Raw genomic sequence first — 24,644 nt, 5'->3', positions numbered from 1 at the left:
TCAGAGACCGATTTCTTTTGCCCAAGGCGGGTTGGCGCCTGCGCGCGAGACCGTGACCGCGGCTGCCTTGGCGCCGAGCGAAAGCGCGTTCTGCAGCGCCTTTTCGCTGAGCGAGGCCACTTGTTGCTTGGTCAGCAGGTTATCGATCTTCAGCGAGGCAAGCACGCCGGCATCGAAAGTGTCGCCCGCGCCGACGGTATCGACGACGGTGACGCGCTCGCTCGGCACGGTGACCTTGCGCTCCTTGGTGTAACCCGACGCGCCCTCGGCGCCCTTGGTGATGACGACGAGCTTGGCGCCCTGCTTCAACCAGTAGGCAGCGAGATCGTCATGGCTGCCCTCGAGGCCGAACCACTCCAGGTCCTCGTCGGAGAACTTCAGGATATCGGACTTGGACGCCATGCGCTTGATGCGCGCCATGTGGGCAGCCTTGTCCTTGATGAAGCCGGGGCGGATGTTCGGGTCCAGCGAGATGACCCGCTTGTCGCACTCGCGGTCGAGAAGCGCTTCATAGGTCTCGCCGCAAGGGCTGGGGATGAGGCTGATCGCACCGAAATGCAGCGCCTCGCAATCGTCGCCGAGCGCAGGCAGATCATCGGTGGTGATCATGCGGCCGGCGGTGCCTTCATCGTAGAAGGCATAGGTTGCCTGGCCGTTGACCAGCTTGACGAAGGCGACCGTCGACGGGCGCGGGGTGATGGCGCAGAGGCTGAAGTCGACGTTACTCGCCTTCAGCGTATCGCGCAGGATTTCGCCCATCATGTCGTCGGCGAGGCCGGTGAAGAAGGCTGTCGGAATGCCGAGGCGTCCGAGCGCAATCGCCGTATTGAAGATCGCGCCGCCGGCGTATGGGGCAAACCCCTTCTCGCCGAGAGTCGTCTCCCGCGGCAGCATGTCGATCAACGCTTCTCCACAGCACAAAATCATGTCCGTCTCCCAAGGGCATTACGATCTGTCGATGCTCAATTGGATTAGATAACTTCGTGGCAAAAGCAAAGCGCCGTGAGCAATTATTCACTCAAAGTGATGAAATGCCGCCATTGCGTCCGGACCAGGCGAGCGGCGCATCGAGGAAGGCTTCGACTTCGCTGAGCGTCTTCTCGTCGAACAGCTTCTGAGCCCTAGCGACGGCCAGAACATCGCGCCATGTGGCGATATAGTGGAGCTTCACATTGCCATCAGCAAAGCGCAGCGCTCCTTCGTCGAAAATGCCATAGTAGAACAGAGCGATACCGTGGTCGACCACACCGCCAGCGGCCCTGACAGCATCGATGAACTTGAACATGCTGCCGCCGGCTGTCGTCAGGTCCTCGATGACGAGGACGCGCGAACCTTCAGGCATGTTGCCTTCGATCTGCGCGTTGCGGCCATGGCCCTTCGGCTGCTTGCGGACATAGATCATCGGCAGGCTGAGCCGATCGGCGAGCAGAGCGGCAAAGGGGATGCCCGCGGTCTCACCGCCGGCGATGCAATCGAAATGCTCGAAACCAGCTTCGCGCAACACGACGCTCGCGGCAAAATCCATCACCGTCGAGCGGACGCGGGGGAAAGAGAGCAGCTTGCGGCAGTCGATATAGACAGGGCTCGCCATGCCGGAGGCGAACTTGTAGGGCTGTGCGGCATTGAAGTGCACCGCCTTGATCTCCCAGAGCATCTTCGCCACGAGTTCCGCCATCACGGCACGGTCGGTGAATGTCGTCTGGATCATCGCTCTCTCCTTTGGTCAAATCTATGGGCCAATAGCAGCAAGCGCGCCGGTTTTCCAGAACAGGCAGCACTTCCGGCCGCAGAAACATCGCCTGCGAATGCCGTGCGATCATGTCGTCGTCGTCTTTTGCGCACACGCGATCCGAATGCGCCAATGGTTTCAGTTGTTTGCGCTTGCTTAGCGGCGCGGCGACGATATCGTACCTGACATGGAACATATCGAAGTCTTCCGCCGTCTGGGCGTTGCGCTTGCCATTGGTCTGCTCGTTGGCGTCGAGCGCGGCTGGACGGAACGCGAGGTGCGCGCCGGCGGGCGGACCGCCGGCATTCGTACATTCGGCCTCACGGGCTTTCTCGGTGGCGTCGTCGGTACCTTGCAGCCGCTGACGGGTCCGTTCCTGCCGGCGACGATCGCGGCCCTCCTCGGCTTCGTCTACATCGCCGGCAAATGGCAAGAGGCGATCGAGGACAAGGACTACGGCATCACCTCGATCGTTGCGGCGCTCGCCGTGTTCGCGCTGGGCGTGCTTGCGGCCGTCGGCGACCTCGTCACGGCGGGCGCCAGCGCGGTTGCGATAACGGTCGTGCTTGCAGCGCGCACGAGCCTGCATGGCTTCCTTGAGGGACTGACCTGGGTGGAACTCAGGTCAGCTCTCATGCTGCTTGCGATGACGGTCATTGCGCTGCCGCTTTTGCCCGACAAGCCACTCGACCCCTGGGGCGCGCTCAATCCCTATTCGCTCTGGCTGCTGACGATCACGATCGCGGCGCTTTCCTTCGCCGGCTATGTCGCGATCCGCTTGATGGGCACCAATCGCGGCATCTTGCTGGCCGGTGCTGCGGGCGGGCTTGTCTCTTCCACCGCATTGACGCTCTCCTTCGCCCGCTACTCGACCGAAGCGCCGCAGGGAGCGCAGCAACTGGCTGCCGGCGCAGCGGTTGCCGGCGCTCTTTCCTTCGCGCGTGTACTCGTCATTGCCAGCGCGCTGTCTTTCAGCATGTTTGCACCGCTTGCTGCCGCCCTCATCCCGGCAATCATCGGCTTCCTGGCCACCAGTTTCCTTTCGGTCTGGCACTCCAAGTCGGTGACGCAGGCACCCGAGATCGGGTTGAAGAACCCGTTCGAGCTGCAAACCGTAATTTCCTTTGCGCTGCTGCTCAGCCTGATCAGCCTCGTGTCGAAAGTCGCGATCGAGTATGTCGGGCCATCGGCGCTCTTCATCGTCGCCGCCATTTCAGGCTTGGTCGACGTCGACGCCATCACACTCTCGACGGCTCGCCTCGTCGGCTCTACGATCGCGGTGAGGACGGCTGCCGATGTCATCCTGATCGCCGTGACGGTCAACATGGTCACGAAGGTCGCGCTCGCGTTTACCGCCGGACGCCGGGAATATGCGGTGTCGCTTGGGGTCGCGTCGACCGTCGCCGTCGTCCTTGGGGCGATCGGCTATTTCACCATGCGCGGCTTCCTTGATGCCTGAAGAGAATCATTACCGGCGCCGGATAATCGCGGGAAAGGCGAGTTCGCCGTCTGCCGCGAAAACTTTAGCGATACAAGCGCATATCACTATGCATTAAAGTGCAATACCTATTGAATTTCAGATACTTCGTAAAATTGCTTTGCTTCCGGGTACTTGCTGCCTTGAGCCCTGTGGGCGGGCGCGAGATCACTCAAATTCTAATGATTTCCTTAGGAATCCAGTCGGAACTCCGGCGGCATTTTCCCGCTCCGAGGAGACATGAGAGGAAATCCGGAATGAACCTGAGCCTGTCCGATATCCGCGAAAAATTCAGCGCGTCACTGACCTTCAAGATCTTTGCAATCTGCTTCCTGTCGACCCATGTGCCGCTGCTGGCGCTGGTCGCTTATCTGGTCACCGGCTTCCGCAGCGAGGCCCTACCCGTTCTCTTACTTGTGCTCGCCGCCACGCTTGTCGGAACGATCTTATGCCTCGCGTCCGTATGGCGGCTGATCAAGCCGCTGCATCAAGTCGCCAATGTCGTCGAGGCCTATCGCTCGACCGGAGCCGTCCAAGCGGTCCATAGCTCGCGCAAGGATGAGATCGGCGTCGTCACCAACGGTATTTCCGTCCTGATCGGGGAACTCGACGCGACGCTTTCGCAGCTGCGCCGCCAAGCCACGACCGATGTCCTGACAGGGCTCGGCAACCGTCGCTGGCTGAAGGAGATTGCGTCTCTGGAGGTCAACAGGGCACAGCGCGAACGCACGCCGCTATCCGTTGTCGTGTTCGACCTCGACCATTTCAAGCAGATCAACGACCAGTTCGGCCATGATGTGGGTGATCAGGTTCTGATGATGACGGGTGCGACGATTCAGCATTGCCTGCGCCCATACGATATAGCAGCGCGTATCGGCGGCGAGGAATTCTGCCTCGTGCTGCCACGCACCGATGTCGACGCCGCAACGGCAATCGCCGATCGCTTGCGCACGCAGCTGGAGTCGAAGATGGTCGGGCCCTTGCCGAAGGGACGTGTTACCGCAAGCTTCGGTGTGTACCACGGCGATCCGAACAGCGAGACGCTGAAGACCATGCTGACCGAGGCCGATCGCAAGCTCTATGCCGCCAAGAATGCCGGCCGCAACCGGGTTCACGCCGAGGTCGCGCCCTCGATCAGAGACCGGCGCATCCGCGCCTAGCCTAGCCGGGTGATGTCTGCAGGCAGCATCCGCTGATAAAGCGCAATCGCCGAGCGTCCCTCAACATCGTCCAATGAGATTGCGTAGCGGACGGCGGCGGCCAGCAGTTGCATGGTTAGCCTGGCAATGGCGAGGAGTTCGCCCTTGCTCCGCTCCGGCTCGAGTCGCACGAGCACCGACAACAACGCCTGCGCGTGAAACTCCATGTCTTCGGCATCGATTTGCTGCAGCAGCCGGTCCGCCTGCGTCGCAACCCATATGTCGCGCATGGCGGGCTCGTGCCGGAAGAAGGTGTAATACTGATCGGCGATGTTGCAGAGCGCCAGCCGCAGCGCTGCGGCATCGGTCACCCCTGCTAGCTCGGCCTCGACACAAGCGCGACCCTGCTCGTTGAAGCGCTCGGCCAGCGTTCGGATGATCGAGCTTTTGTCCGGGAAGTACTGGTAGAGCGCACCGAATGAGAGCTCCGCCTGCTCGACGATCTCGCTCATTTTCAATGCATCGCTGCCGTTTTTCTCGATCAGGGCAAGCGCCACCGAAAGGATCTTCTCGAAACGCTCCCGACCGCGTTTCTGCTGTGGAATCCGGCGCGGCTGGCCTGTCGGCTTTGGCTGCCTTCTGCGCCTGGCGGCAACCTCTTCGGCCATCCCGCTCTCCCTTTTTGCTTGACGCAGAAAATAAGAGAGATTATCTCATTTGGCAAATAAGAGACTTTCTCTTATTTTTGGAGGAGTGTTCGGATGTCAATTCTTCTCGTCATCGCCCTTGTCGCCGCGGCGATCGGCAGCGGGCTAGTGGCCGGCATCTTCTTCGCCTTCTCGACCTTCATCATGACCGCCTTTTCGCGCATCCCGACGGAACAGGGCATCGCCGCGATGAATTCCATCAACGTGACGATCGTCCGCTCGCCGTTCATGCTGCTGTTTCTGGCAACGCTGGCGCTGTCTCTCGCGGTCACTGCTTTTGCGTTCTTCGACTGGCGTGGCGGCGCCAGCCTCTGGATGCTGGCGGGTGCTACGCTCTATGTCTTCGCGTCCTTCATCTCGACCATCGTCTTCAACGTGCCGATGAATGATGCGCTCGCGAAGGTCAGTAGCAACGGCGCGGAGGCGACGGCGCTTTGGACGGCTTATCTGAAAGACTGGACATGGTGGAACCATGTCAGGACGATCGCCTCGTTGCTGGCTTCGGTCGCTTTTGTTATTGCGTTGATGCTCGTCTGATGACGGCGGGAGAATATCTCCCGCCTTGCAGCACTAGCTGCGCTCGCAGAAAGTCAGGCGATTGTTGAAGGGATCGATGACTTCCATTTCGAGGCCCCAGGGTGCGTCCTGCAGGCCAGGCTTCATGTAGCGGTATTGCTTGGCCGAGAGTTCCGCCTGAAAGGCACGCACGCCGCTAACCGGCACGAAAGCGCGTGCACCGGGGCTGGCATCGCCGGAGTGTTCGCTGAGATGCAGGACCATGCCGCTTCTCGATACCTGGCAATACAGGGGGAAGTGGTCGCCGAAGCGATGCTCCCAGTCGAGCGCGAAACCGAGGAAGCCGCAGTAGAATTCCTTCGCTTTGTCGACATCGAAGATGCGAAAGATCGGGACCGGCGGCTCGATTGCCACCGCTGGCTTCGCCGTTTCCGGCTCATCGAGCTTGGCTGACAGGATATTCCATTGATCGAAGCCAAACTGGCGGGCCACGATTTCCAGAGTTTCGCTGTGTGTGAGATCTACATTTCGGACGGCCATTGCCTGCCGCAATGCTTTCGCCATCAGCTTGGCGTCGCGAAAATCGCGCATGTGTCTTCCTTCCGTTGGCGGCAAACAGGATGATCAGTGCCCGCGTCTGCTGACCCGTTCGCCATCAATCGCCAAACAGCAAGGGATGTGAAGGATGTGTGTGGATGCATTCACCATAGCGCTTTCGCGCCGCGGGGCGGCAGGCCGCATCCGGCCAGCGCCAACTGTAGGTGAGGAGATCTGTCCGATCAAGAGCCAGTGCGAACGGCGCCGGCCGGCACGGCATGGAGATGGCTGGCGAGCTCGATCCTGTTTCGCCCTGCCCGCTTGGCAGCGTAGAGCGCCTTGTCGGCTGCGCTCAGCATGGCATCGAAGTCGAGAGGGGTAGAGAGGCCCGGCGCGACGCCGACGCTGACCGTGCAGTTCAGTGTTTCGTCATCGAGATAGACGTCGCGCTTGGCAAAAGCCCTGCGGATGCGTTCCGCGACCAGCTCGGCACGGCCGGGCATGGTTTCGTTGAGCACCAGCGCAAACTCCTCGCCACCAAGACGAGCGGCGATGTCGCCTGCCCTGCAATTTGCCGCAAGTTCGGCTGCGAAGACCTTCAAAACGCGATCGCCACCGGCATGACCGAAGGTGTCGTTGATGGACTTGAAGTGATCGAGGTCGAAAATCAGGACTGCGGTTGTTGCCCCCATGGCGCCGTGCCCGTGACGATCGAAAAGCGCTCGCCGGTTCAGGAGGCCAGTCAACGGATCCGTGATCGCGTCCAGACGGTGGCGGGCGGCAAGGCGCCACTGATGCAACGCCAGCGACAGGGCACCGATGCCCGTCATGCTGGCGATGGAGATGGCGATGCTGAAATCTTCCGCCCAGTTGCTCGGAGCGGCGCCGAGAACCATCTTGCCATCCGCAATCAGCACGCCGGCGCACAACACGAAGGACGTCGCCGTGAGGCAATAGAGGGCCGTTATCCCCATCAACGGAGCCGGCGCCTCGGCGCGTGCGCGCCAATAGTGATGAGCCGTGCCGAAGAGCATTGCTGCAATCGCGATGTTTTCGGCAATGAAGCCCAGACCATCATAACCGGCGAGCATCGGCGGTATCGAAACAAGCATTGCCGCGAGTGCGCAGGCGACGGTGGCGGTACGCGGCAAGGTGCCGGTCAGGAACTGGCTGCCTGCTCCCCAAAGAGCGGCAAAACCGGCATGGAAAAGCACGAACGAGGCGACAGCAAAGGCCGTCTTGGGATCATCGACATACAGGCCGTAAACGACGATGCCAGCAATAATGAGCGTAAGGCCGAGCGTTCCCGTCAAAAGAAACGTTTCGGCGCGGCGAGCAAACCAGCTACCCAACAGCGTTACGGCAAGGCACGTCGTCGACACGGCGAGCGCCATCAATAGGGAATTATAATCAAGCGTCATGCTCTAAAAATCGCAGCAATCGCCACGCCCCTCATTCGTGCGGAGCCTAAGGGGTCCGCTATGACGAATGTCTTACTTATTTCGTTAAAAAATCATGCAATTAAATCAGTACGGTTGCGCCCATAGCACTTCGGTGCCGCTCTCATAGAAGAACGTCAGTAAAAATCACGTGAGACCAGAAAAAATCTAGCGCTTGACGTCCCAATGCAGCGGAAACATTGGGTCGAAGACGGTAACGGGTCCTGCGCCGGTTTCGACCTTCGCAGGGAAGCTGACGGGAGCATCCCGCTTGACCAGCGTCATTGTCTCTTCGTTGACGGGAAGGCCGTACCAGGCCGGACCGTTCAGCGACGCGAACGCCTCCAGCTTATCGAGGGCGCCATCCTGTTCGAAGACGTGTGCGAGGCAGCTCATCGTGTTGATCGACGTATAGATGCCAGCGCAACCGCAGGCGCATTCCTTCAGCGGATCGACGTGCGGTGCCGAGTCCGTGCCGAGGAAGAAACGCTGATCGCCGCTTGTTGCCGCGGCGCGGAGAGCAAGGCGGTGGTTCTCGCGCTTGGCGACCGGCAGGCAGTAGTAATGCGGGCGAATGCCGCCGACCAGGATGGCGTTGCGGTTGATGATCAGATGATGCGTCGTGATCGAACCGGCGAGATTGGCTTTCGCGGACTTGATGTAATCGATGCCATCCTTAGTGGTGACGTGTTCCATCGTCACCTTCAGCTCAGGTAGCCGCTTGCGCAGCGGATCGAGAACGGTTTCGATGAAGACCGCCTCGCGATCGAAGATATCGACGGCAGCTGTGGTGACCTCGCCGTGGACGCAGAGCGGGAGGCCGATCTTGGCCATGCGCTCCAGAACCGGCATCGCCTTCTCGATATCGCGAACACCGCCGTGCGAATTGGTCGTCGCACCGGCCGGGTAAAGCTTGACCGCGGTGATCAAGCCGCTCTTCTTTCCCGCCTCGACGTCATCGGGGTTCGTATGCTCGGTCAGATAGAGTGTCATCAGCGGCTGGAAGCTGTCGCCCTTCGGCAGCGCCGCCATGATACGGGCGCGATAGGCTTCGGCATCGGCCGTGGTCACAACCGGCGGCACGAGGTTCGGCATGATGATCGCGCGGGCAAAGTCGCGGCTCGTGTCGCCGATCACGCCTTCCAGCATGGCGCCATCGCGCAGGTGCAAGTGCCAGTCATCGGGGCGACGGATGGTGATCGATTGCATGCGCTGAAACTCCGCAGACTGGGCGATAGACGTTCACCCCGCGCATTATCACCCCGACAGGCTCGATGGCAAACACTTTGGCTGCCGCGATATCAAGCGGACGAGCATGCGTGACGACGCCGGGAAAGCCCAAGCCGCAAAAGGCTCAGGCTATCTCGAGCGTCACGTCGGCACGACGGCGGTTTTCGAGGATGAGGCGGCCGTTCGGCAGATCGTTGCCGTAGACCTTGGCGCTCGCCTGTTCTTCGCTGAGCTGGTAGCCCCGCCAGCGTGCCCACAACCGCTCTTCGAGCACCTCGATCGGCGGAGCGAGCATGACTGAGTAGTCGAAGATACCCTCAAGCTCGGCCCACTTGCCCAGGCTGAACAGCAGATAGTTGCCCTCGACGATTATGAAGCGATGCTCCGGCGAGACGACGCGCGCCGAGGCGATGGCGAGTTCGCGGGAGCGGTCGAAGACAGGAATGAGCACTTCCTGATCGGCGGGGCGCACCGCGCGGATGATGTCGAGGAACCCGCGCACATCGAAGGTTTCCGGTATGCCCTTGCGCGCCAGCAGGCCGCGTTCGATGAGGATGGCATTGTCCATATGGAAGCCATCCATCGGCAGCACTTCGGCCGTTTCACCCTTTGTTTTGAGGGCGTGGGCGACGTTGTCGGCCATCGTGGACTTGCCAGCGCCGGGGGACCGGCGATGGCAATCAGGAACCGTTTCGCATCGCCGGCGCGGCGGATGACGTCGCCGGCGATTTCATCGATCGTTGCGCTCATGCAGCAACCGGCTCCGTCGGAACGGCCTTGGCACCGGTCATGAAAGCGACCGCATCGGACATCGTGTATTCCTTCGGGTTGATAACCGTGAGGCGACGACCGAGTCTGTGAATATGGATACGATCGGCAACCTCGAACACGTGCGGCATATTGTGCGATATAAGGACGATCGGCAAGCCGCGCGAGCGCACATCCAGGATCAACTCCAGCACCTTGCGGCTTTCCTTGACGCCGAGAGCAGCCGTCGGTTCGTCCATGATGACAACCTTCGATCCGAAGGCGGCAGCACGCGCCACCGCGACGCCCTGGCGCTGGCCACCCGACAATGTTTCGACGGCCTGGTTGATGTTCTGGATGGTCATCAGGCCGAGCTCGGAGAGCTTGGTTCGCGCGCGCTTCTCCATTGCCGGGCGATCGAGCATGCGGAACACGCTGCCCAGTATGCCCGGCCGCCGGATCTCGCGGCCGAGGAACATGTTGTCGGCGATCGAGAGGGCGGGCGACAGGGCGAGGTTCTGGTACACGGTTTCGATGCCGGCTTCGCGCGCTTCCATCGGCGACTTGAAGTTGACCGGCTTTCCTTCCAGCCTGATCTCGCCCTCATCAGGGCTGATTGCACCGGATATCGCCTTGATGAGCGACGATTTGCCGGCGCCGTTGTCACCGATCACGGCGAGGATCTCGCCGGGATAGAGATCGAAATCAGCGTGGTCGAGAGCGGTAACGCGTCCGTAGCGCTTGACGAGCCCGCGAGCCGAGAGGAGAGGTTCGTTAGCCATGTTACACCGACACCTTTCTGATCCACTGGTCGATTGCGACTGCGGCGATGATAAGCACGCCCGTGAGCAACACCTTCCACTGGGGATCGGCGCCGAGCATATTGAGACCCATGGAGACGACGCCGACGATCATCGCACCGAACAGCGTGCCAAGGATCGAGCCGCGACCGCCGAAGAGCGAGATACCGCCGATGACAGTCGCGGTAATGGCCTGAAGATTGTAATCCGTGACTGCAGACGAGGGTGATATCGAACCGTTGCGGCCGATGGAAACCCAGGCTGCGAAGGCTGCAATCACGCCGGAGACGGTATAGACCGTCAGCAGCACGCTTTTCGTCTGGATGCCTGACAGTTTGGCTGCTTCCGGGTCGTCACCGACCGCGTAGACATGCCGCCCCCAGGCCGTGTGGTTGAGGATGTACCAGAGGACAAGCACGAGGAGCACCATGGCGATGACGCCAAGTGTCAACACCGCGCTTCCCATACGGAAGCTGATCGCGAAGAAATGCAGGAGCGGCGCCTGAGCGTCGACATCCGTATCGCGGATCGTCTCGTTAGCGGAGTAGATGAAATTCGTCGCCATGACGATATTCCACGTGCCAAGCGTTACGATGAACGGCGGCAGCTTCATGATTGCCACCAGGAAGCCATTGAGCAATCCGCAGAGGCCACCGACCAACAGACCGGCAAGCACGGCGATCGGCGTCGGAATGCCGTAGGTGATCGCACAGTTGCCCATGATCACGGCCGAGATGACCATGATGACACCGATCGAAAGATCGATGCCGGCCGTCAGGATGACCAGCGTCTGTGCTGCGCCGAGGATACCGACGATGGCGATCTGCTGCAGAATGAGCGTCAGCGTGTAGGACGAGAAGAACCGTCCGCCGATCGCGATGCCGAAGATGATGATTGACAGCACCAGCACGATCAGCGGCACAGCCGCCGGCGTCGAGTGCAGGAAGTGCTGAGCGCGCTTCACAAATGGTACACTCTGGTTATCGAACGACGCGACACTCTTGTCGCTGCCGTCCAGCACCCGTTCGAATTCCTGTGCTCCGGTCATTTTTCCTCCTCCGCTTTCGCGCCAAACCGCGCGCGGAAGCCCTGCTCATATTGCGTCGGTCTTTGCGCGCCGGTTTCTGAGACAGTGGCTGGTCGGTCGAAACCGGCCGAGAAACGATCCCCGGCCGGCAGCAAATTCAGATAGCGGGATTTAGCCCCAGCACTTGGCAGTGCCTTCCTTCGTGTCGATCGACTTCACGCCGGGGACCGGCTTGTCGGTGACCAGCGAAACGCCGGTATCGAAGAAGGACTTGCCTTCGGTCGGCTTCGGCTTTTCGCCGCCGTCCGCGAACTTCTTGATCGCTTCGATGCCGAGCGAAGCCATCATCAGCGGATACTGCTGCGAGGTGGCACCGATCACGCCGTCAGCGACGGACTTGACACCCGGGCAACCGCCGTCAACCGAAACGATCAGGACGTTCTTTTCCATACCGACAGCCTTCAGCGCCTGGTAGGCGCCAACCGCGGCCGGTTCGTTGATCGTGTGGATGACGTTGATGCTCGGATCCTTCTGGAGAAGGTTTTCCATGGCCTTGCGGCCGCCTTCTTCGTTACCGTTCGTGACATCGTGGCCGACGATGCGGGCGTCGTCTTCGTCGCCGATCTTGTTCGGATCCTTCGGATCAATACCGAAGCCGATCATGAAGCCCTGGTCGCGCAGGACGTCGACGGTCGGCTGCGATGGCGTGAGGTCGAGGAAGCCAACCTTGGCGTCCTTGGCCTTGTCGCCCATGGTTTCCTTTGCCCACTGGCCGATCAGCTTGCCAGCGAGCAGATTGTCGGTGGCGAAGGTCGCATCGGCAGAGTCGGCCGGATCGAGCGGAGTGTCGAGAGCGATAACGAGGACGCCGGCGTCGCGTGCCTTCTTGACCGAGGGAACGATGCCCTTCGTGTCGGATGCGGTAATCAGGATACCCTTGGCGCCATCGGCGATGCAGCTTTCGATCGCAGCCACCTGGCTTTCGCTGTCACCATCGATCTTGCCGGCATAGGACTTCAGCGTCACGCCGAGTTCCTTGGCCTTCGCTGTCGCACCTTCCTTCATCTTGACGAAGAAGGGATTGGTGTCGGTCTTGGTGATGAGGCAGGCGGAAACATCCGCGGCCATTGCCGGCGCCGAGAATGCGACACCGAGAGCAAGCGCGCCAAGCGCGGCTGAAAGCACTGATTTCTTCATTTACTCCTCCCAGAGATAGCCGACCCACCCCTGGCGGTGCCGGATTTGATGAACACGAGAACGCCTGCAGTCTCGCCGACGGCCTCCTCCAAGCCGTTCCGTGCCCTTTGACGAGGACAATTAAGATCGAAAGAAAACGCCTTGTCAATAAATAAATCCAATTGAATTATTAATTCGCTGTGGCATGCTTGGAGAAAATAGGGCATAGGCCGATAAACGGGAGGAGTGGCCAATGTCGTCCACAGGCGGACCGGCTCAAGCGTCGGTTCAGCAACCGATTCTCAGTCCGGCAGGTGGCGCGAACCAGATCAGGGTGCGCGCCTATAACGAGCGGCTTGTATTATCGCTGGTGCGCCTTCACGGTTCCCAGTCGAAGGCGGATATTGCCCGTAAAACCGGCCTTTCGGCACAGACTGTTTCGGTCATCATGCGGCAATTGGAAAAGGAAGGACTGCTTTCCCGGGGCGAGCCCGTGCGCGGACGCGTCGGCCAGCCCTCCATCCCGATGCGGCTCAACCCGGATGCCGTCTACTCGTTCGGGGTCAAGATGGGCCGCCGCAGTGCAGACCTCGTACTGATGGATTTCGTCGGCCGCATCCGCATGCAGAAGCGGAAAACCTACGCCTATCCATTGCCCGGAGAGTTCCTGGATTTCATCACGACGGGGATTGCCGAACTGGAGGCTCGCCTGAGCGCCGAGGAGCGCAGCCGCATCGCTGGTGTTGGCATCGCCGCCCCGTTTGAACTCTGGAACTGGGAGGAGGAAGTCGGATCTCCCAAGGGCGCCATGGACGTGTGGCGGGACGTCGATCTGCAAACGGAGGTCGCTGCACGTCTTTCGTTGCCGGTATTTCTTCAGAACGACGCCACCAGCGCATGCGGTGCGGAACTGGTGTTCGGCAACGGCCCCTCCTACCCCGATTTCGTCTACTTCTTCATCGGTTCCTTCATCGGCGGCGGCATCGTTCTCAATTCGGCGATCTTTTCAGGACGCACCGGCACTGCCGGCGCCATCGGTCCCCTCCCCGTTCGCGGCAAGAATGGCGAGACGCTGCAGCTTCTCGAAGTCGCATCCATCTTCGTGCTTGAGAACATGCTGCGCGAGCGCGACATCGATCCTCAACCGCTCTGGTATTCGGCCGACGACTGGATCGATTTCGGCGAACCTCTCGAAAACTGGATACAGGACACGGCAAGGGCACTGGCGCAGGCAATCGTCGCCGCTGCCTCGATCATCGACTTCAGCGCCGCTGTTATCGACGGCGGCTTTCCGGATTGGGTGCGCGAGCGGATCGTGAAGGCGACCATCGCCGAGGCGGACAAGCTCGACCTGCAGGGTGTCGTCATGCCTGACATCATCGAAGGCGCGGTCGGCGCCCAGGCCCGCGCGATCGGCGGCGCAAGCCTGCCGATCTTTGCCCGCTACCTGACGGACCAGAACGTACTCTTCAAGGAGGTCGACAATGCTGAAGGGCCTTAATCCGCTTCTCGGACCAGAACTGCTGTCGACGCTGCGCGCCATGGGCCACGGCGACGAGATCGCGATTGTCGACGGCAACTATCCGGGCGTCGAACACGCGCGGCGGCTCATCCGCCTTGATGGCCACGGGATCGTGGCCGTGCTCGATGCCGTTCTAAGTGTGCTGCCAATTGACGATTTTGTCCCCGAAGCGATCTTTCGGTCCACGGTGAAAGCCGATCGCGACCGGCTCGACCCCGTGCACGAAGAGATGATCGACTGCTGCGCCCGGCACGAACCACACCAGAAGGTGGTCCCGCTGGTCGGGCAGGATTTCTACGGGCGCGTCCGCGAGGCCCACGCCCTGATCCAGACCAGCGAGCCTCGGCTTTACGCCAATATCATCCTGCGCAAGGGAGTGATCTACCCGGCCAAATCAGGCGACAGCGCAGCTGACAAGGCCGAGGTCGATCCCTTCACCTACTGACCTCAGATATCGCCGGCTTGCGGACCCCAAACGTCCGTCAAGGCAAAGCCGCCCGGATGAGGATCGAACGGGTCGAGCGCGACCTGGGACAGCCCGAAAGTGAAGCCGCGACCCGCTATCGTCGGGATGATGGCCGGGCGCCCGGCAACGGTCGTTTCCGCCAGCAGGCCTACTTCAAATTCCGAATTGATGATCGAACGCGACTTGAAGACGTCGCCGACCTTTGCCTTGCCCCTTGCATGCAAGGTCGCGAGGTTGGCTGAGTTGCCGGTCCCACAGGGCGAGCGATCGGCGCGCCCGGGCCACATGGTCGTGCAGGTGCGCACCGTGCCGTCTGCTTCCAGATCGCGGAACATGACGTATGCAACGCCCGAGATGGCCGGGATTTCGGGATGCACGACCGAAATGCTGCGATTGATGAGATCCTTGAGAACCATGCCCGCGCGCACGAGCTCGGCGGCATTGGCCTTCTCGATGGTGAGACCGACCTGACCGACATCAACGAGGGCATAGAAAATGCCGCCATAGCAGAGGTCGACCGTGATCTTGCCCCACTCCGGCGTTTCCACCGCGACATCAAGCTCATGCACGAAGGATGGCACCATGGTCAGCGTCACCTTCTCGCAGCGACCGTCGCGGCAGGTCGCCCGCGCCTTCACAAGGCCGGCCGCCGTCTCAAGCGTCACGATGGTCTCCGGCTCCTGCATCTCGACGATGCCGGCTTCGAGAAGAGCTGTCGTGACGCAGATTGAATTCGACCCCGAACTCGCATGCGCCTGATCCGGCTGAAGAATGATGAAGGCGGCATCTGCCTCCGGATGCTTCGGCGGCAACAGGAGATTGACCGAGCCGATCGGAGCGCCACGCGGCTCGAGGCAGAGAAAGCGGCGAAGCTCCTGGCCCTTGGGATCGGTGTTCAGCCAGTGCAGCTGCTCGGCAACCGTATTGCCGGGAATCTTCGGCACGCCGCCAATGGCGACCTTGCCGATCTCGCCCTCGGCATGAACATCCAGAAGCTGAATGGTGCGCTTCCATCTCATCGGCGAACTCCAATCTCCAGTGCCTCGACTATCGTCAGTAGAGACGTGATATATCAGAACGCAGGTGTTTGCCTATCCGAAATTGTCAACGTCCGGAGAATCCTCCGGACCGGCAGGAAGGATCGCGCGGATGCGCCATTGATGCAAATGCAGCTGCCTGCGACGCGATGGTCGATTTCGACGGGAATGGTCCGGAAACGAAAAGAGCCCGGTGCGGGAGGAGGTGCACCGGGCTCTTGATCCTGACTGACAACTGGGAGGAGGAGTGTTGTCAGTCCGATGAAGGAGCGCTGGGAGGAGGAGTGCGCTGCCTTCGAGAGATTAGATACCCCATTGTTTCGATCAGGAATAGGGAGATTACCGCAATGCAGCAATGCGCGATACGCATACCTTAGTGGAAATCCGCGCGATTAACGCCTCATTTCCTGCCCTCTGCTCCATTTTCGGCAACTTCCTGATGAAAATATAGGCTCAACTGCGACTTAATGACTTCAGGATACCCCAATACCTTGACCAGATGGGCCAAATCACCGCGTCGCCGATCGACCATCCTGCCTTGAGAGCCATTGCGGAAGAATAGAGAAAGGCGGCCGCTTGGCCGCCTTTCTGTTGCACGCCGTTAGAAGCCGTTGTCGCACGGCATGCTGCCGTCGCCGTTGGTCCCGCCAAAGGTATTCTGGCAGTAGCCTTCCCGCTGTTTCGGCATTGCCTCTCGAGCACCGATGGATCCGGTTGCCCCGGGATCGATGCCAAAGGCTGCCAGCGGATACCAGAGGCCGTCAGAGTGACGGCGCGTTCCGGGAAGCTCCGTTCGCGAACCGCGATAGCCATGCCAATAGCCCGGCTGCGGCTTGTATTGCACAAGCCGAACATCCGTGACCGCCGGACGCAAGCCCGGAGCGGCTGGCAACGCGTTTGCAGGAACCACACCAGAGAGAGAAAGCAGCGCACCAAGAGGGAGCGCCACACAAGCAAAGCGGAACATTTTCATGATAAATCCTCCTTCCGGACTTACCCAAGAAAAATGCTGTCGATGCTTGCAAAGTTCCTCGATCACACGCGACCTCCAGCACTCGTGAATGCCGGCGATTGCGCGTGATCAATCACGGCTCACTGGTCGTAGATGGCGCGGTAGCCCTGGCTGGAGAGGCACGTCACATATTGCCGGCGGGCGGCAGCCCTCGCCTGGGCTTCCTCGTTGTTCGGGTCGATCGGTGTGTGTGTCATCTGCGCCCGAAGCTCGAATTGCTTGCGCGCTTCGTTATACATGAAGTTCCCATCCGACGTGCAGATCGTATGGGCGATACCGGGCGGATTGAGCGGCGGATCCGTCTGGGCGGCGACCGGGACCATGATCGGCGCATTCGCATGGTCGACGCAGCCGGCGAGCGTCGCCAGCGCAGCGCCGAGTACCACGGCCCGAAGCATCTTACTCAACATCCATTCCCTCCGGACACGCGTCACGACACCGCCGCCACGCGGGCAGCGGATCGGAAAGATGCCTGGGGAAGATTGCGCCAAGCTAACGGCCCGCAGCGGCAACACATCGAGCGCTCAAAGCACCGAGCGACACGCATCGAAGCGCTCTCGAGGAGAGCCTAAACATCAATTTTTCAGTGAAGAGGAAATGGCGCACCCGAAGAGATTCGAACTCCTGACCCCCAGATTCGTAGTCTGGTGCTCTATCCAGCTGAGCTACGGGTGCGTCTGCAGCGGTGTGTCCCGCTGGCGTGAGCGGTTCTCTAAAGGGTCATCTGAACGAATGCAATAGGCTTTCAAAAAAAATCGCGACTTTCGTCAAACCATCCATGCAATGTGAAAAAACTGTCACTTTTCCACATGGCTGCGGCTGCGGTAATCGTCCAGCGAAACAGGGCGATCGGGGATTTCGATGCGGAACTGGGTTCCGACCGACGGTTTTTCGACCAGTGCTATGGTTCCGCCGTGGGCCAAAACAAGCTCGCGGGCAATCGCCAGACCAAGCCCGGTACCGCCAGAACGCGCCGACCCGCGGAAGGCGGCAAAGAGGTTCTGACGTGCCTTCTGCGGCATGCCAGGGCCAGTATCGTCGACGATGATGCTGACGACGCTGCCGACCCGCTGTGCGGAAACCGTGATGCGCTTGACGACTTCAGGCCCGCCCGTCCCGGCAGTCAGAGCCTGCAGGGCATTGCGGCAGAGATTGTGAATGACACGGAAGAGCTGCTCGCTATCTGCATCGATCTCGAGATCGGCGCCGATCTGGTCGAGGAACTCGACGTCGGCCTGCGAATCGATCGCCAGCATATCCCTGACGTCCTCGATCAGCGCATGCAGCCGCAGGCGGCGTCGGCGCGGTGCCGATTCGGTGGCCTGACCATAGGACAGAACCTCGGTCGTATAGCCGACGGCGCGGTCGATGGTTCGCAGAAGCTTCGGTGCGAAACTCTTGACCATGGGATCATCGACATCGACGAGCCGGTCCGACATCAGCTGAGCGGACGCCAGGATGTTGCGCATGTCGTGATTGATCTTGGAGACAGCGAGCCCGAGTGCCGCGAGGTTCTTCTGCTGCTTGAGCGTCTTCTGCAGCTCCATCTGCATGGCGGTGAGGTGGCGGCCTGCGACGGCGAGTTCATCGCGCCCGCCATCACCGACGAAAATATGCCGAGGGTTGTCCGGATCGACGGAGAACGTCTGCATGCTGCCCGTCAGCTTTCGGATAGGCCGAATCAAGATTCGGTTGATCGCGAAGAACACGAGCGTCGCGGTAAACAGCGATATGAGGATGGAAAGCAGAAAGACGTTGCGCGAATAAGCCAGCATGGCGTTGCGCAGGTTCTTGTCCTTCATGATCACTTCGACGCCGGTGTTCGTGTCCTGCACCGGGCCATAAACACGGATTATGCGGTTGCCGCCGAAAATCAGCGTGTCGAGCGCGTCACGGATGGCGATCAGTGGGGGAACGTCCGTCAGGTCGTACTGCTCGTCGACGGAGGCCGGCATCTCTGTGGTCGCGAGCAAGCGCGAGGTGCCGTCCTTGCGGAGCACAATCGCCTTGGTGCCCGTCGCCTCCAGCGTTTCCTTCTGAAGCGCGCGAGGCAGCTCGACCGGCTGCAGTCCGTCGATCACGATCGCGGCGGCTGCCGCACCACTCAGCCGCTCGTCGAGCCAGCGCAGCCGCATCGAGGCGACGGACGGAAAGAAGATCAGCACCTCCGCCAGCATGATGCAGATGACCGTCAGCCAGAGCAGCTTTCCAGAAAGCGCTCCGAAGAGGCCCGAGGGGCGGCTTCCCGCATCGGCCACTTCTACGGCTGTGTTGTTCGAAGGTGTTTCACCCTGGTCGGCGGCCGGCATTGCTTCCTGTCCAATCGGCGCTCCGCGCCGTCAACATTAGGCTTCTACAATAGACCATGCCGGCTGTTTTTCAAATCTTCGAGAGCGACGGCATGCCTCAAATGGCAACGCCGCCCGGAGGCGGCGCTGTTGTTGTTAATAGGGATGAAATTCCTTAGAATTCTTCCCAGTTCTGTTCGGCGACGGCCGCGTTGCCATTGAACGCCCGTGCGACATTGCTCATGGCGCGGCGTGCAGGCGAAGCGACCGGGCGGTGCTGCTCCTGGCGCGCAACGGCGACGGGGGCGGCAACAGGCTGGTTCGAAACGCGGAAGCGCGAGATCAGCCGCACGAGATTGTCGGCCTCGCCGGAAAGCTTGTGCGTGGCAGCCGAGGTTTCCTCGACCATCGCGGCATTCTGCTGCGTGACCTGGTCCATCTGGTTGACGGCGGTGTTGACTTCCTTCAGGCCGGTCGACTGTTCCTTCGCGGCGGTTGCGATGGAATGGATATGGTCGTTGATCGCGTTGACGCGGCGCTCGATCTGCGAGAGCGCCTCGCCGGTCGCCTGGACCAGCTTCACGCCGACCTGGACTTCATCGCCCGACTTGGTGATCAGGCCCTTGATGTCCTTGGCGGCCGTTGCCGAGCGCTGCGCCAGTTCGCGAACTTCCTGGGCGACGACGGCAAAGCCCTTGCCTGCTTCGCCGGCACGCGCGGCTTCGACACCAGCGTTGAGCGCAAGCAGGTTCGTCTGGAAGGCGATCTCGTCGATAACGTTGATGATCTGGCTGATTTCGCGCGAGGCCTGTTCGATACGGCCCATGGCGTCGACGGCGTTGCGGACAACAATGCCCGACTTGCCGGCATCGTCCTTTGCTTCCGAAACCATGACGCTGGCTTCCTGGGCGCGCTCGGTCGAGTTGTTGACGACAGCGGTGATCTCGTCGAGAGCCGCAGAGGTCTCCTCGAGGGCTGCGGCCTGCTGCTCCGTACGCTTCGAAAGGTCGTCGCTGGCGGCGCGCAGTTCGTTTGTGTTGCCGTGGAAGCCTTCGGCGGTCTCACGCACTTCGCGCATCGTCGTCTGCAGGGTCGCAAACGTGCTGTTGACGTTCTGCTGCAGTTCGGCGAAGGCACCCTGGAAGTTGCCGCGCATCGTCTGCGTCAGGTCACCTTCCGCAAGGCTGGCGATCACGCGGCGCGTTTCGCCGACACCGCCGTCGACGCTCGAGAGCAGGTGGTTGATGTTGCTCGCGAACTGATTGAGGCTTTCGTCACCATAGTCCTTCTCGATACGGCGGCTGAAATCGCCGGCAGCGGCGGAGGCGACAACGACGGACATGCTGGACTGCAGATCGTCGCTCTTGGCGCGCATCGCAGCTTCCTGCGCATTCATGCGGCGAACAGCAAGGCCATTCTCCTTGAAGACGGCGACGGCTGCGGCCATCTCGCCAATCTCGTCCTGGCGCCCGGCAAAAGGAACCTCGGCATCGAAATTGCCGTCGGCGACTTCCTTGATCGCCTGGGTCACCCGCTTGATCGGGCGGCTGAGCTGGACGGTGCCGATATAGAAGCCCATGCCGATGCCAGCCATGATGCCGACGCCGGTGATGGCAAGAACGAGCCAGAGCACGGATGTACGGGAGCTCTCGACCTCGGCGATAACGGCATCCAGCGTGGCCTTGTCGGTCGCGACGATCGCATCGATCTCAGCCTGGAACGCCTTGCGGTTCGCGCGGTTGGCGTCGTTGTTGCCCTGCTCGTTGGCAGCAGCCGGGCTCACTTCGGTCCCGAGGCGTGCGGTTTCCGAGCGGAAGCTGCGGAATTCCTTGGCGCGATCGGTCATCTTGGCAAAGGAATCTCGCTGGCTCGCCGGAACCAGCGGTGTCCACGATGCGATCACCTGATCGATCTTATCGAGGTTCGCGAGGAGACCCTTGGCGAACGGGCCAGCGTCTTTCGTCGTCGCCGCGCCATAGATGCCGCGCGCTTCCATAACCGTGGCGGTCACGAAACGGTTCAGGCGTTCGCCGGCATAGGCGCGGTCCGAGGCCTGTTCATAAGCCGACAGGTTGTCTTCGTACTGGCGCACAGCCCAGAGCGCGGTCGCGCCGATAAGTAGGGCAACACCGCACATGGCGGAGACAAGCAGATTGATCTTACCTCGAATTTTCAAAAGAACGCCCCCAAAAGACTAACAAAGGGCCGCGAAAGCATTCCGGCCGATAGCTCAAATTGGCGGAAATAAATTAACGTTAGATTTCGGCGGCTTGGCCGAAAGACTACAAAAAATTACCTGTAGTTAGTGATCACGTCCGGCTTTTTTTGCTCTCCGTCCAAGCAGAGCGCCAAAAAATGCGCGTATTGGTTGCGACACCGGAAAAATATTACCTATGCACAAGTTTTAAGCGCTGTCACAAACATTAACGGAAACGGCTAGTTCTAGTAAAAACGCCCGAAATCCGAAATTGCCTGCGATAATTGACTTTCCGGCGCTTCGTCCGTATAAGCCGCCGCACGTCCGGTCATATAAGGCTCTCGTAGCCTCGCCCGTTCGAAAAACAACGCTCCTTGCACTATGCAAATTCAAGAAGGGCCGCACTCCGCGGTGTTTAAATAAATGAAGCGTACCTACCAACCATCCAAGCTTGTTCGCAAGCGCCGCCACGGTTTCCGTGCACGTATGGCCACCAAGGGCGGCCGTAAGGTTATCGTTGCTCGCCGCGCACGCGGTCGCAAGCGTCTTTCGGCCTAAGGCCGGATTGCCCGATTAAGAGATGGCGGGCGAATTGACGACCAGTAATGAAAAAAAGACTGCCGGGCGGCTGAAAAGCCGCCCGCAGTTTCTTGCTGTCCGCAATGGCGAAAAGCGCCGCGGTGGTTTCTTCCTGCTTGAAGTGCTCGACCGGAAAGAACCAGAAGCAGAAGCCCGCGTCGGCTTCACCGTCACCAAAAAACATGGCAACTCCGTCGAACGAAACCGCATGCGACGGCGCCTGAAAGAGGCGGTGCGACTTCATGCAGGGTTTGCAATGCAGCCCGGACACGACTATGTGGTTGTCGCGCGAAGGGACGTGCTCCAAGCATCCTTCAAAGAATTAGCCGCAGAGCTCAAGGCTCGCGTCCAGACCAAGCCGAAACACAAGCGGCCCGGAGAGGGTCGTCCCAGGAACGTATGATGCAAAATAACCGCAACTACTTCATTGCGATCGCTCTCTCTGTGCTGATCGTTCTCGGCTGGCAGTTCTTCTACATGAACCCGCGCATCGAAGCGCAGCGCAAGGCCGAGCTCGCCCAGAAGGCGCAGCAGCATACGGAACAGACGCAGACGCCTGCAGCAGGTGGCGCGACAACGGCACAGCCGAACGGCGCTGCCCCTTCCGGCCAAGCTCCGGCGACCACGACGCTCGCTGAAGCGCTTGCCAAGACCCCGCGCGTCACGATCGACACGACGGCTCTCTCGGGCTCGATCAATCTCGCAGGCGCACGCCTCGATGATCTGAAGCTCAAGGGCTACCACGAGACCGTGGACGACTCGAGCCCGATCATCACGCTCTTCAGCCCTGCTGATACCAAGGACGGCTACTTCACCGAAATCGGCTATATCGGCAACGACGCTACAGGCGCTGTCCCCGGTCCTTCGACCCTCTGGACGGCTCCTGAAGGCGCGAAGCTGACCGAAAAGACGCCGGTTACGCTGACCTACACCAACGACAAGGGCATCACCTTTGCCCGTACGATCTCCGTCGATGACCACTACATGTTCACCGTCACGGACAAGATCACCAATGGCGGCCAGGCTGCAGCAGCCCTGTCTTCCTATGGTCGCGTCACGCGTTACAACAAGCCGGCAGTCGCTTCGACCTATGTTCTGCATGAAGGCTTCATCGGCGTTATCGGCGAAGACGGCCTGATCGAGAGCAAGTATGCATCGGTCGAGAAGGAAGCCGTGGCGCCTGCCAAGGCGACCGGCGGCTGGCTCGGGATCACCGACAAGTACTGGGCCGCAACGATCGTTCCGCCGCAGCAGACGGCCTATGATGCCCGCTTCACGCACTTCACCGACGGACAGCCGCGCTTCCAGGCCGACTACAAGCAGGACGCCGTTACGGTCGCGCCCGGCCAGTCGCTTGAGCTGAAGAACCTTGTCTTCGCCGGCGCCAAGGAAGTTCCCGTCATCGACGGTTACGAAGCTTCGTACCAGATCCCGCGCTTCGATCGCCTGATCGACTGGGGCTGGTTCTACTTCATCACGAAGCCGATGTTCAAACTGATGGACTTCTTCTTCCGTTACTTCGGCAACTTCGGCGTCGCCATCCTGATGACCACGATCGTCGTCAAGGCGCTGTTCTTCCCGCTCGCCAGCAAGCAGTACGCTTCGATGGCGAACATGAAGCGCGTGCAGCCGAAGATGGAAGAGCTGAAGGCCAAGTTCGGCGACGACCGCATGGGCCTGCAGCAGGCGACGATGCAGCTTTACAAGGAAGAGAAGATCAACCCGATCGCCGGTTGCTGGCCGATCGCGCTGCAGATCCCGATCTTCTTCTCGCTCTACAAGGTGATCTACATCACCATCGAGATGCGCCATGCGCCGTTCTTCGGCTGGATCCAGGACCTTTCGGCACCCGATCCGACCTCGTTCATCAACCTCTTCGGCCTGCTGCCGTTTGCGGCTCCGACCTTCCTGCATCTCGGCATCTGGCCGCTGATCATGGGTGTCACGATGTTCCTGCAGATGCGCATGAACCCGACGCCTCCCGATCCGACGCAGGCAATGATCTTCAACTGGATGCCGCTGGTCTTCACCTTCATGCTGGCGAGCTTCCCGGCTGGTCTGGTCATCTACTGGGCCTGGAACAACACGCTCTCGGTCATCCAGCAGGCCGTGATCATGCGACGCCATGGCGTGAAGATCGAACTCTTCAGCAATCTGAAGGGCCTCTTCAAACGAAAGCCGGCGCCCACAGAGAAATGACGAAAGCCCCGCTTCGGCGGGGCTTTTCATTTGTATGGTCAGGCAGCGCGCCCGCCGCATGGCTGGCCAGCGGTTGACAAAATGGCGCGAAACCTGAATGCCATAGGCTCACAACACCTCGACGCTCCGGAAAAGGCCGAATGACCGACAACAAGAACGACAAGCCGCTCTTCGGGCGCCCGTGGATCTTCATCCGAGGCGTGCCGTCGTTGAAATTCCTGCCCCCGGAAGGGCCGCCGGAAGTGGCCTTTGCTGGCCGCTCGAATGTCGGCAAGTCATCGCTGATCAACGCCCTCGTCGGCCACAAGGGGCTGGCACGAACGTCCAACACGCCGGGCCGCACGCAGGAGCTCAACTATTTCGTTCCTGAGGGCTACTCCGGCGAAGGTGGCGATCTGCCGCCGATGGCGCTCGTCGACATGCCGGGCTACGGCTACGCGCAGGCGCCGAAGGAACACGTGGACGCCTGGACCAAGCTGGTCTTCGACTATCTGCGCGGCCGCGCAACCCTGAAGCGCGTCTATGTGCTGATCGACAGCCGGCATGGGGTGAAGAAGAACGACGATGAGGTTCTCGACCTTCTCGACAAGGCCGCCGTCTCCTATCAGATCGTCCTGACCAAGACGGACAAGATCAAGCCGCCGGCTGTGGTGAAGCTGCTTGCGGAGACCGCGGAAAAGATCAAGAAGCGCCCCGCCGCCTATCCGGAAATCATCGCAACCTCGTCGGAAAAGAGCGAAGGGCTGGATGATCTGCGTGCAGCGATCGCACAGACCGTCGGTATCGCCAACTGGCAATAAATGAAGCGCCCCGAAAGCGG

General features: G+C 60.6%; 23 protein-coding genes, 1 tRNA gene and 1 pseudogene. 9 read left to right on the top strand and 16 right to left on the bottom strand.

Annotated features, from left to right (window positions below; genetic code table 11):
- Both FZ934_RS18650 and FZ934_RS18645 read right to left on the bottom strand, forming a co-directional pair.
- Positions 1 to 927: a carbohydrate kinase family protein gene (locus FZ934_RS18650; RefSeq protein WP_153272284.1), complete on the bottom strand. Its 927-nt coding sequence runs from the start codon at positions 925 to 927 to the stop codon at positions 1 to 3.
- Positions 928 to 1,018: 91 nt separating this feature from the next.
- A complete protein-coding gene (locus tag FZ934_RS18645) occupies positions 1,019 to 1,708 on the bottom strand; it encodes an orotate phosphoribosyltransferase (RefSeq protein WP_153272283.1) in 690 nt (229 codons plus the stop codon).
- Between the two features lie 208 nt (positions 1,709 to 1,916).
- Here FZ934_RS18645 and FZ934_RS18640 point away from each other — a divergent pair, with 208 nt between their 5' ends.
- Positions 1,917 to 3,188 carry an MgtC/SapB family protein gene (locus tag FZ934_RS18640; RefSeq protein WP_153272282.1) on the top strand — a complete coding sequence of 424 codons (1,272 nt, stop codon included), beginning with the start codon at positions 1,917 to 1,919 and terminating at the stop codon, positions 3,186 to 3,188.
- 275 nt (positions 3,189 to 3,463) lie between these two features.
- Entirely contained in the window at positions 3,464 to 4,366 is a 903-nt protein-coding gene (locus FZ934_RS18635) for a GGDEF domain-containing protein (RefSeq protein ID WP_153272281.1), read from the top strand.
- Here the strand turns inward: FZ934_RS18635 and FZ934_RS18630 are convergent.
- On the bottom strand, positions 4,363 to 5,013 hold the full coding sequence (locus FZ934_RS18630; protein WP_153272280.1) for a TetR/AcrR family transcriptional regulator: 651 nt from the start codon (positions 5,011 to 5,013) through the stop codon (positions 4,363 to 4,365). The genes FZ934_RS18635 and FZ934_RS18630 overlap by 4 nt on opposite strands.
- A 93-nt stretch (positions 5,014 to 5,106) precedes the next feature.
- Here FZ934_RS18630 and FZ934_RS18625 point away from each other — a divergent pair, with 93 nt between their 5' ends.
- Positions 5,107 to 5,589: a DUF1772 domain-containing protein gene (locus FZ934_RS18625; protein WP_153272279.1), complete on the top strand. Its 483-nt coding sequence runs from the start codon at positions 5,107 to 5,109 to the stop codon at positions 5,587 to 5,589.
- A 33-nt stretch (positions 5,590 to 5,622) separates the two neighbouring features.
- On the opposite strand, the gene FZ934_RS18620 is transcribed toward FZ934_RS18625, so the two are convergent.
- The 7 genes and pseudogenes from FZ934_RS18620 to FZ934_RS18590 form a co-directional block, all read right to left on the bottom strand.
- On the bottom strand, positions 5,623 to 6,159 hold the full coding sequence (locus tag FZ934_RS18620) for a glyoxalase superfamily protein (protein WP_153272278.1): 537 nt from the start codon (positions 6,157 to 6,159) through the stop codon (positions 5,623 to 5,625).
- Between the two features lie 188 nt (positions 6,160 to 6,347).
- Entirely contained in the window at positions 6,348 to 7,526 is a 1,179-nt protein-coding gene (locus tag FZ934_RS18615) for a GGDEF domain-containing protein (protein ID WP_153272277.1), read from the bottom strand.
- A gap of 186 nt (positions 7,527 to 7,712) precedes the next feature.
- Positions 7,713 to 8,753, bottom strand: a complete 1,041-nt coding sequence (gene pyrC / locus FZ934_RS18610; protein ID WP_153272276.1) for a dihydroorotase — start codon at positions 8,751 to 8,753, stop codon at positions 7,713 to 7,715.
- A gap of 145 nt (positions 8,754 to 8,898) precedes the next feature.
- Positions 8,899 to 9,524, bottom strand: a pseudogene (locus FZ934_RS18605) (nucleoside triphosphate hydrolase).
- On the bottom strand, positions 9,521 to 10,303 hold the full coding sequence (locus FZ934_RS18600) for an ATP-binding cassette domain-containing protein (RefSeq protein ID WP_113361366.1): 783 nt from the start codon (positions 10,301 to 10,303) through the stop codon (positions 9,521 to 9,523). The pseudogene FZ934_RS18605 and the gene FZ934_RS18600 overlap by 4 nt, the downstream one beginning before the upstream one ends.
- Before the next feature lies 1 nt (position 10,304).
- Positions 10,305 to 11,369 carry an ABC transporter permease gene (locus FZ934_RS18595; protein WP_153272275.1) on the bottom strand — a complete coding sequence of 355 codons (1,065 nt, stop codon included), beginning with the start codon at positions 11,367 to 11,369 and terminating at the stop codon, positions 10,305 to 10,307.
- A 150-nt stretch (positions 11,370 to 11,519) separates the two neighbouring features.
- Positions 11,520 to 12,545 (bottom strand): sugar ABC transporter substrate-binding protein, encoded by a 1,026-nt coding sequence (locus FZ934_RS18590; protein ID WP_113361362.1) that lies wholly within the window; start codon positions 12,543 to 12,545, stop codon positions 11,520 to 11,522.
- Positions 12,546 to 12,777: 232 nt separating this feature from the next.
- Between FZ934_RS18590 and FZ934_RS18585 the strand changes: the two genes are divergently transcribed.
- Complete coding sequence (locus FZ934_RS18585) at positions 12,778 to 14,025, top strand: ROK family transcriptional regulator (RefSeq protein WP_153272274.1); 1,248 nt, start codon at positions 12,778 to 12,780, stop codon at positions 14,023 to 14,025.
- Positions 14,009 to 14,491, top strand: a complete 483-nt coding sequence (locus FZ934_RS18580) for an RbsD/FucU family protein (protein ID WP_153272273.1) — start codon at positions 14,009 to 14,011, stop codon at positions 14,489 to 14,491. Before FZ934_RS18585 ends, FZ934_RS18580 begins: the two co-directional genes overlap by 17 nt.
- A 2-nt stretch (positions 14,492 to 14,493) precedes the next feature.
- On the opposite strand, the gene FZ934_RS18575 is transcribed toward FZ934_RS18580, so the two are convergent.
- The 6 genes from FZ934_RS18575 to FZ934_RS18550 form a co-directional block, all read right to left on the bottom strand.
- Entirely contained in the window at positions 14,494 to 15,531 is a 1,038-nt protein-coding gene (locus FZ934_RS18575; protein ID WP_153272272.1) for a 4-hydroxyproline epimerase, read from the bottom strand.
- A 619-nt stretch (positions 15,532 to 16,150) separates the two neighbouring features.
- The gene (locus FZ934_RS18570; RefSeq protein WP_153272496.1) at positions 16,151 to 16,522 is read right to left on the bottom strand and encodes a surface protein; all 372 of its coding nucleotides are present in this window, start codon (positions 16,520 to 16,522) and stop codon (positions 16,151 to 16,153) included.
- A 119-nt stretch (positions 16,523 to 16,641) separates the two neighbouring features.
- The gene (locus FZ934_RS18565; protein WP_153272271.1) at positions 16,642 to 16,971 is read right to left on the bottom strand and encodes a DUF6204 family protein; all 330 of its coding nucleotides are present in this window, start codon (positions 16,969 to 16,971) and stop codon (positions 16,642 to 16,644) included.
- A 188-nt stretch (positions 16,972 to 17,159) separates the two neighbouring features.
- A tRNA-Arg gene (locus tag FZ934_RS18560) sits at positions 17,160 to 17,236 on the bottom strand.
- Positions 17,237 to 17,358: 122 nt separating this feature from the next.
- Positions 17,359 to 18,870, bottom strand: a complete 1,512-nt coding sequence (locus FZ934_RS18555; protein WP_153272270.1) for an ATP-binding protein — start codon at positions 18,868 to 18,870, stop codon at positions 17,359 to 17,361.
- Between the two features lie 154 nt (positions 18,871 to 19,024).
- On the bottom strand, positions 19,025 to 21,025 hold the full coding sequence (locus FZ934_RS18550) for a methyl-accepting chemotaxis protein (protein ID WP_194273736.1): 2,001 nt from the start codon (positions 21,023 to 21,025) through the stop codon (positions 19,025 to 19,027).
- Between the two features lie 444 nt (positions 21,026 to 21,469).
- Between FZ934_RS18550 and rpmH the strand changes: the two genes are divergently transcribed.
- The 4 genes from rpmH (at position 21,470) to yihA (ending at position 24,624) form a co-directional block, all read left to right on the top strand.
- Positions 21,470 to 21,604 (top strand): 50S ribosomal protein L34, encoded by a 135-nt coding sequence (gene rpmH / locus FZ934_RS18545; RefSeq protein WP_016552555.1) that lies wholly within the window; start codon positions 21,470 to 21,472, stop codon positions 21,602 to 21,604.
- Positions 21,605 to 21,626: 22 nt separating this feature from the next.
- Entirely contained in the window at positions 21,627 to 22,028 is a 402-nt protein-coding gene (gene rnpA, locus FZ934_RS18540; protein ID WP_153272269.1) for a ribonuclease P protein component, read from the top strand.
- Positions 22,028 to 23,824: a membrane protein insertase YidC gene (yidC, locus tag FZ934_RS18535; protein WP_153272268.1), complete on the top strand. Its 1,797-nt coding sequence runs from the start codon at positions 22,028 to 22,030 to the stop codon at positions 23,822 to 23,824. The genes rnpA and yidC overlap by 1 nt, the downstream gene beginning before the upstream one ends.
- Before the next feature lie 140 nt (positions 23,825 to 23,964).
- Positions 23,965 to 24,624 (top strand): ribosome biogenesis GTP-binding protein YihA/YsxC, encoded by a 660-nt coding sequence (gene yihA / locus FZ934_RS18530; RefSeq protein ID WP_153272267.1) that lies wholly within the window; start codon positions 23,965 to 23,967, stop codon positions 24,622 to 24,624.
- Positions 24,625 to 24,644: the final 20 nt, after the last annotated feature.

The organism is Rhizobium grahamii (genome assembly GCF_009498215.1).
Taxonomy (GTDB): domain Bacteria; phylum Pseudomonadota; class Alphaproteobacteria; order Rhizobiales; family Rhizobiaceae; genus Rhizobium; species Rhizobium grahamii_A.
Note: the sequence above shows the minus strand (reverse complement) of the source record. Positions and strands in the feature narration are given on the sequence as shown.

Bases quoted from the DNA above. Each gene is read 5' to 3' on its own strand.
- FZ934_RS18650 (WP_153272284.1), bottom strand. From the start codon at position 927: ATGATTTTGTGCTGTGGAGAAGCGTTGATCGACATGCTGCCGCGGGAG.
- FZ934_RS18645 (WP_153272283.1), bottom strand. From the start codon at position 1,708: ATGATCCAGACGACATTCACCGACCGTGCCGTGATGGCGGAACTCGTG.
- FZ934_RS18640 (WP_153272282.1), top strand. From the start codon at position 1,917: ATGGAACATATCGAAGTCTTCCGCCGTCTGGGCGTTGCGCTTGCCATT.
- FZ934_RS18635 (WP_153272281.1), top strand. From the start codon at position 3,464: ATGAACCTGAGCCTGTCCGATATCCGCGAAAAATTCAGCGCGTCACTG.
- FZ934_RS18630 (WP_153272280.1), bottom strand. From the start codon at position 5,013: ATGGCCGAAGAGGTTGCCGCCAGGCGCAGAAGGCAGCCAAAGCCGACA.
- FZ934_RS18625 (WP_153272279.1), top strand. From the start codon at position 5,107: ATGTCAATTCTTCTCGTCATCGCCCTTGTCGCCGCGGCGATCGGCAGC.
- FZ934_RS18620 (WP_153272278.1), bottom strand. From the start codon at position 6,159: ATGCGCGATTTTCGCGACGCCAAGCTGATGGCGAAAGCATTGCGGCAG.
- FZ934_RS18615 (WP_153272277.1), bottom strand. From the start codon at position 7,526: ATGACGCTTGATTATAATTCCCTATTGATGGCGCTCGCCGTGTCGACG.
- pyrC (WP_153272276.1), bottom strand. From the start codon at position 8,753: ATGCAATCGATCACCATCCGTCGCCCCGATGACTGGCACTTGCACCTG.
- FZ934_RS18600 (WP_113361366.1), bottom strand. From the start codon at position 10,303: ATGGCTAACGAACCTCTCCTCTCGGCTCGCGGGCTCGTCAAGCGCTAC.
- FZ934_RS18595 (WP_153272275.1), bottom strand. From the start codon at position 11,369: ATGACCGGAGCACAGGAATTCGAACGGGTGCTGGACGGCAGCGACAAG.
- FZ934_RS18590 (WP_113361362.1), bottom strand. From the start codon at position 12,545: ATGAAGAAATCAGTGCTTTCAGCCGCGCTTGGCGCGCTTGCTCTCGGT.
- FZ934_RS18585 (WP_153272274.1), top strand. From the start codon at position 12,778: ATGTCGTCCACAGGCGGACCGGCTCAAGCGTCGGTTCAGCAACCGATT.
- FZ934_RS18580 (WP_153272273.1), top strand. From the start codon at position 14,009: ATGCTGAAGGGCCTTAATCCGCTTCTCGGACCAGAACTGCTGTCGACG.
- FZ934_RS18575 (WP_153272272.1), bottom strand. From the start codon at position 15,531: ATGAGATGGAAGCGCACCATTCAGCTTCTGGATGTTCATGCCGAGGGC.
- FZ934_RS18570 (WP_153272496.1), bottom strand. From the start codon at position 16,522: ATGAAAATGTTCCGCTTTGCTTGTGTGGCGCTCCCTCTTGGTGCGCTG.
- FZ934_RS18565 (WP_153272271.1), bottom strand. From the start codon at position 16,971: ATGTTGAGTAAGATGCTTCGGGCCGTGGTACTCGGCGCTGCGCTGGCG.
- FZ934_RS18555 (WP_153272270.1), bottom strand. From the start codon at position 18,870: ATGCCGGCCGCCGACCAGGGTGAAACACCTTCGAACAACACAGCCGTA.
- rpmH (WP_016552555.1), top strand. From the start codon at position 21,470: ATGAAGCGTACCTACCAACCATCCAAGCTTGTTCGCAAGCGCCGCCAC.
- rnpA (WP_153272269.1), top strand. From the start codon at position 21,627: ATGGCGGGCGAATTGACGACCAGTAATGAAAAAAAGACTGCCGGGCGG.
- yidC (WP_153272268.1), top strand. From the start codon at position 22,028: ATGCAAAATAACCGCAACTACTTCATTGCGATCGCTCTCTCTGTGCTG.
- yihA (WP_153272267.1), top strand. From the start codon at position 23,965: ATGACCGACAACAAGAACGACAAGCCGCTCTTCGGGCGCCCGTGGATC.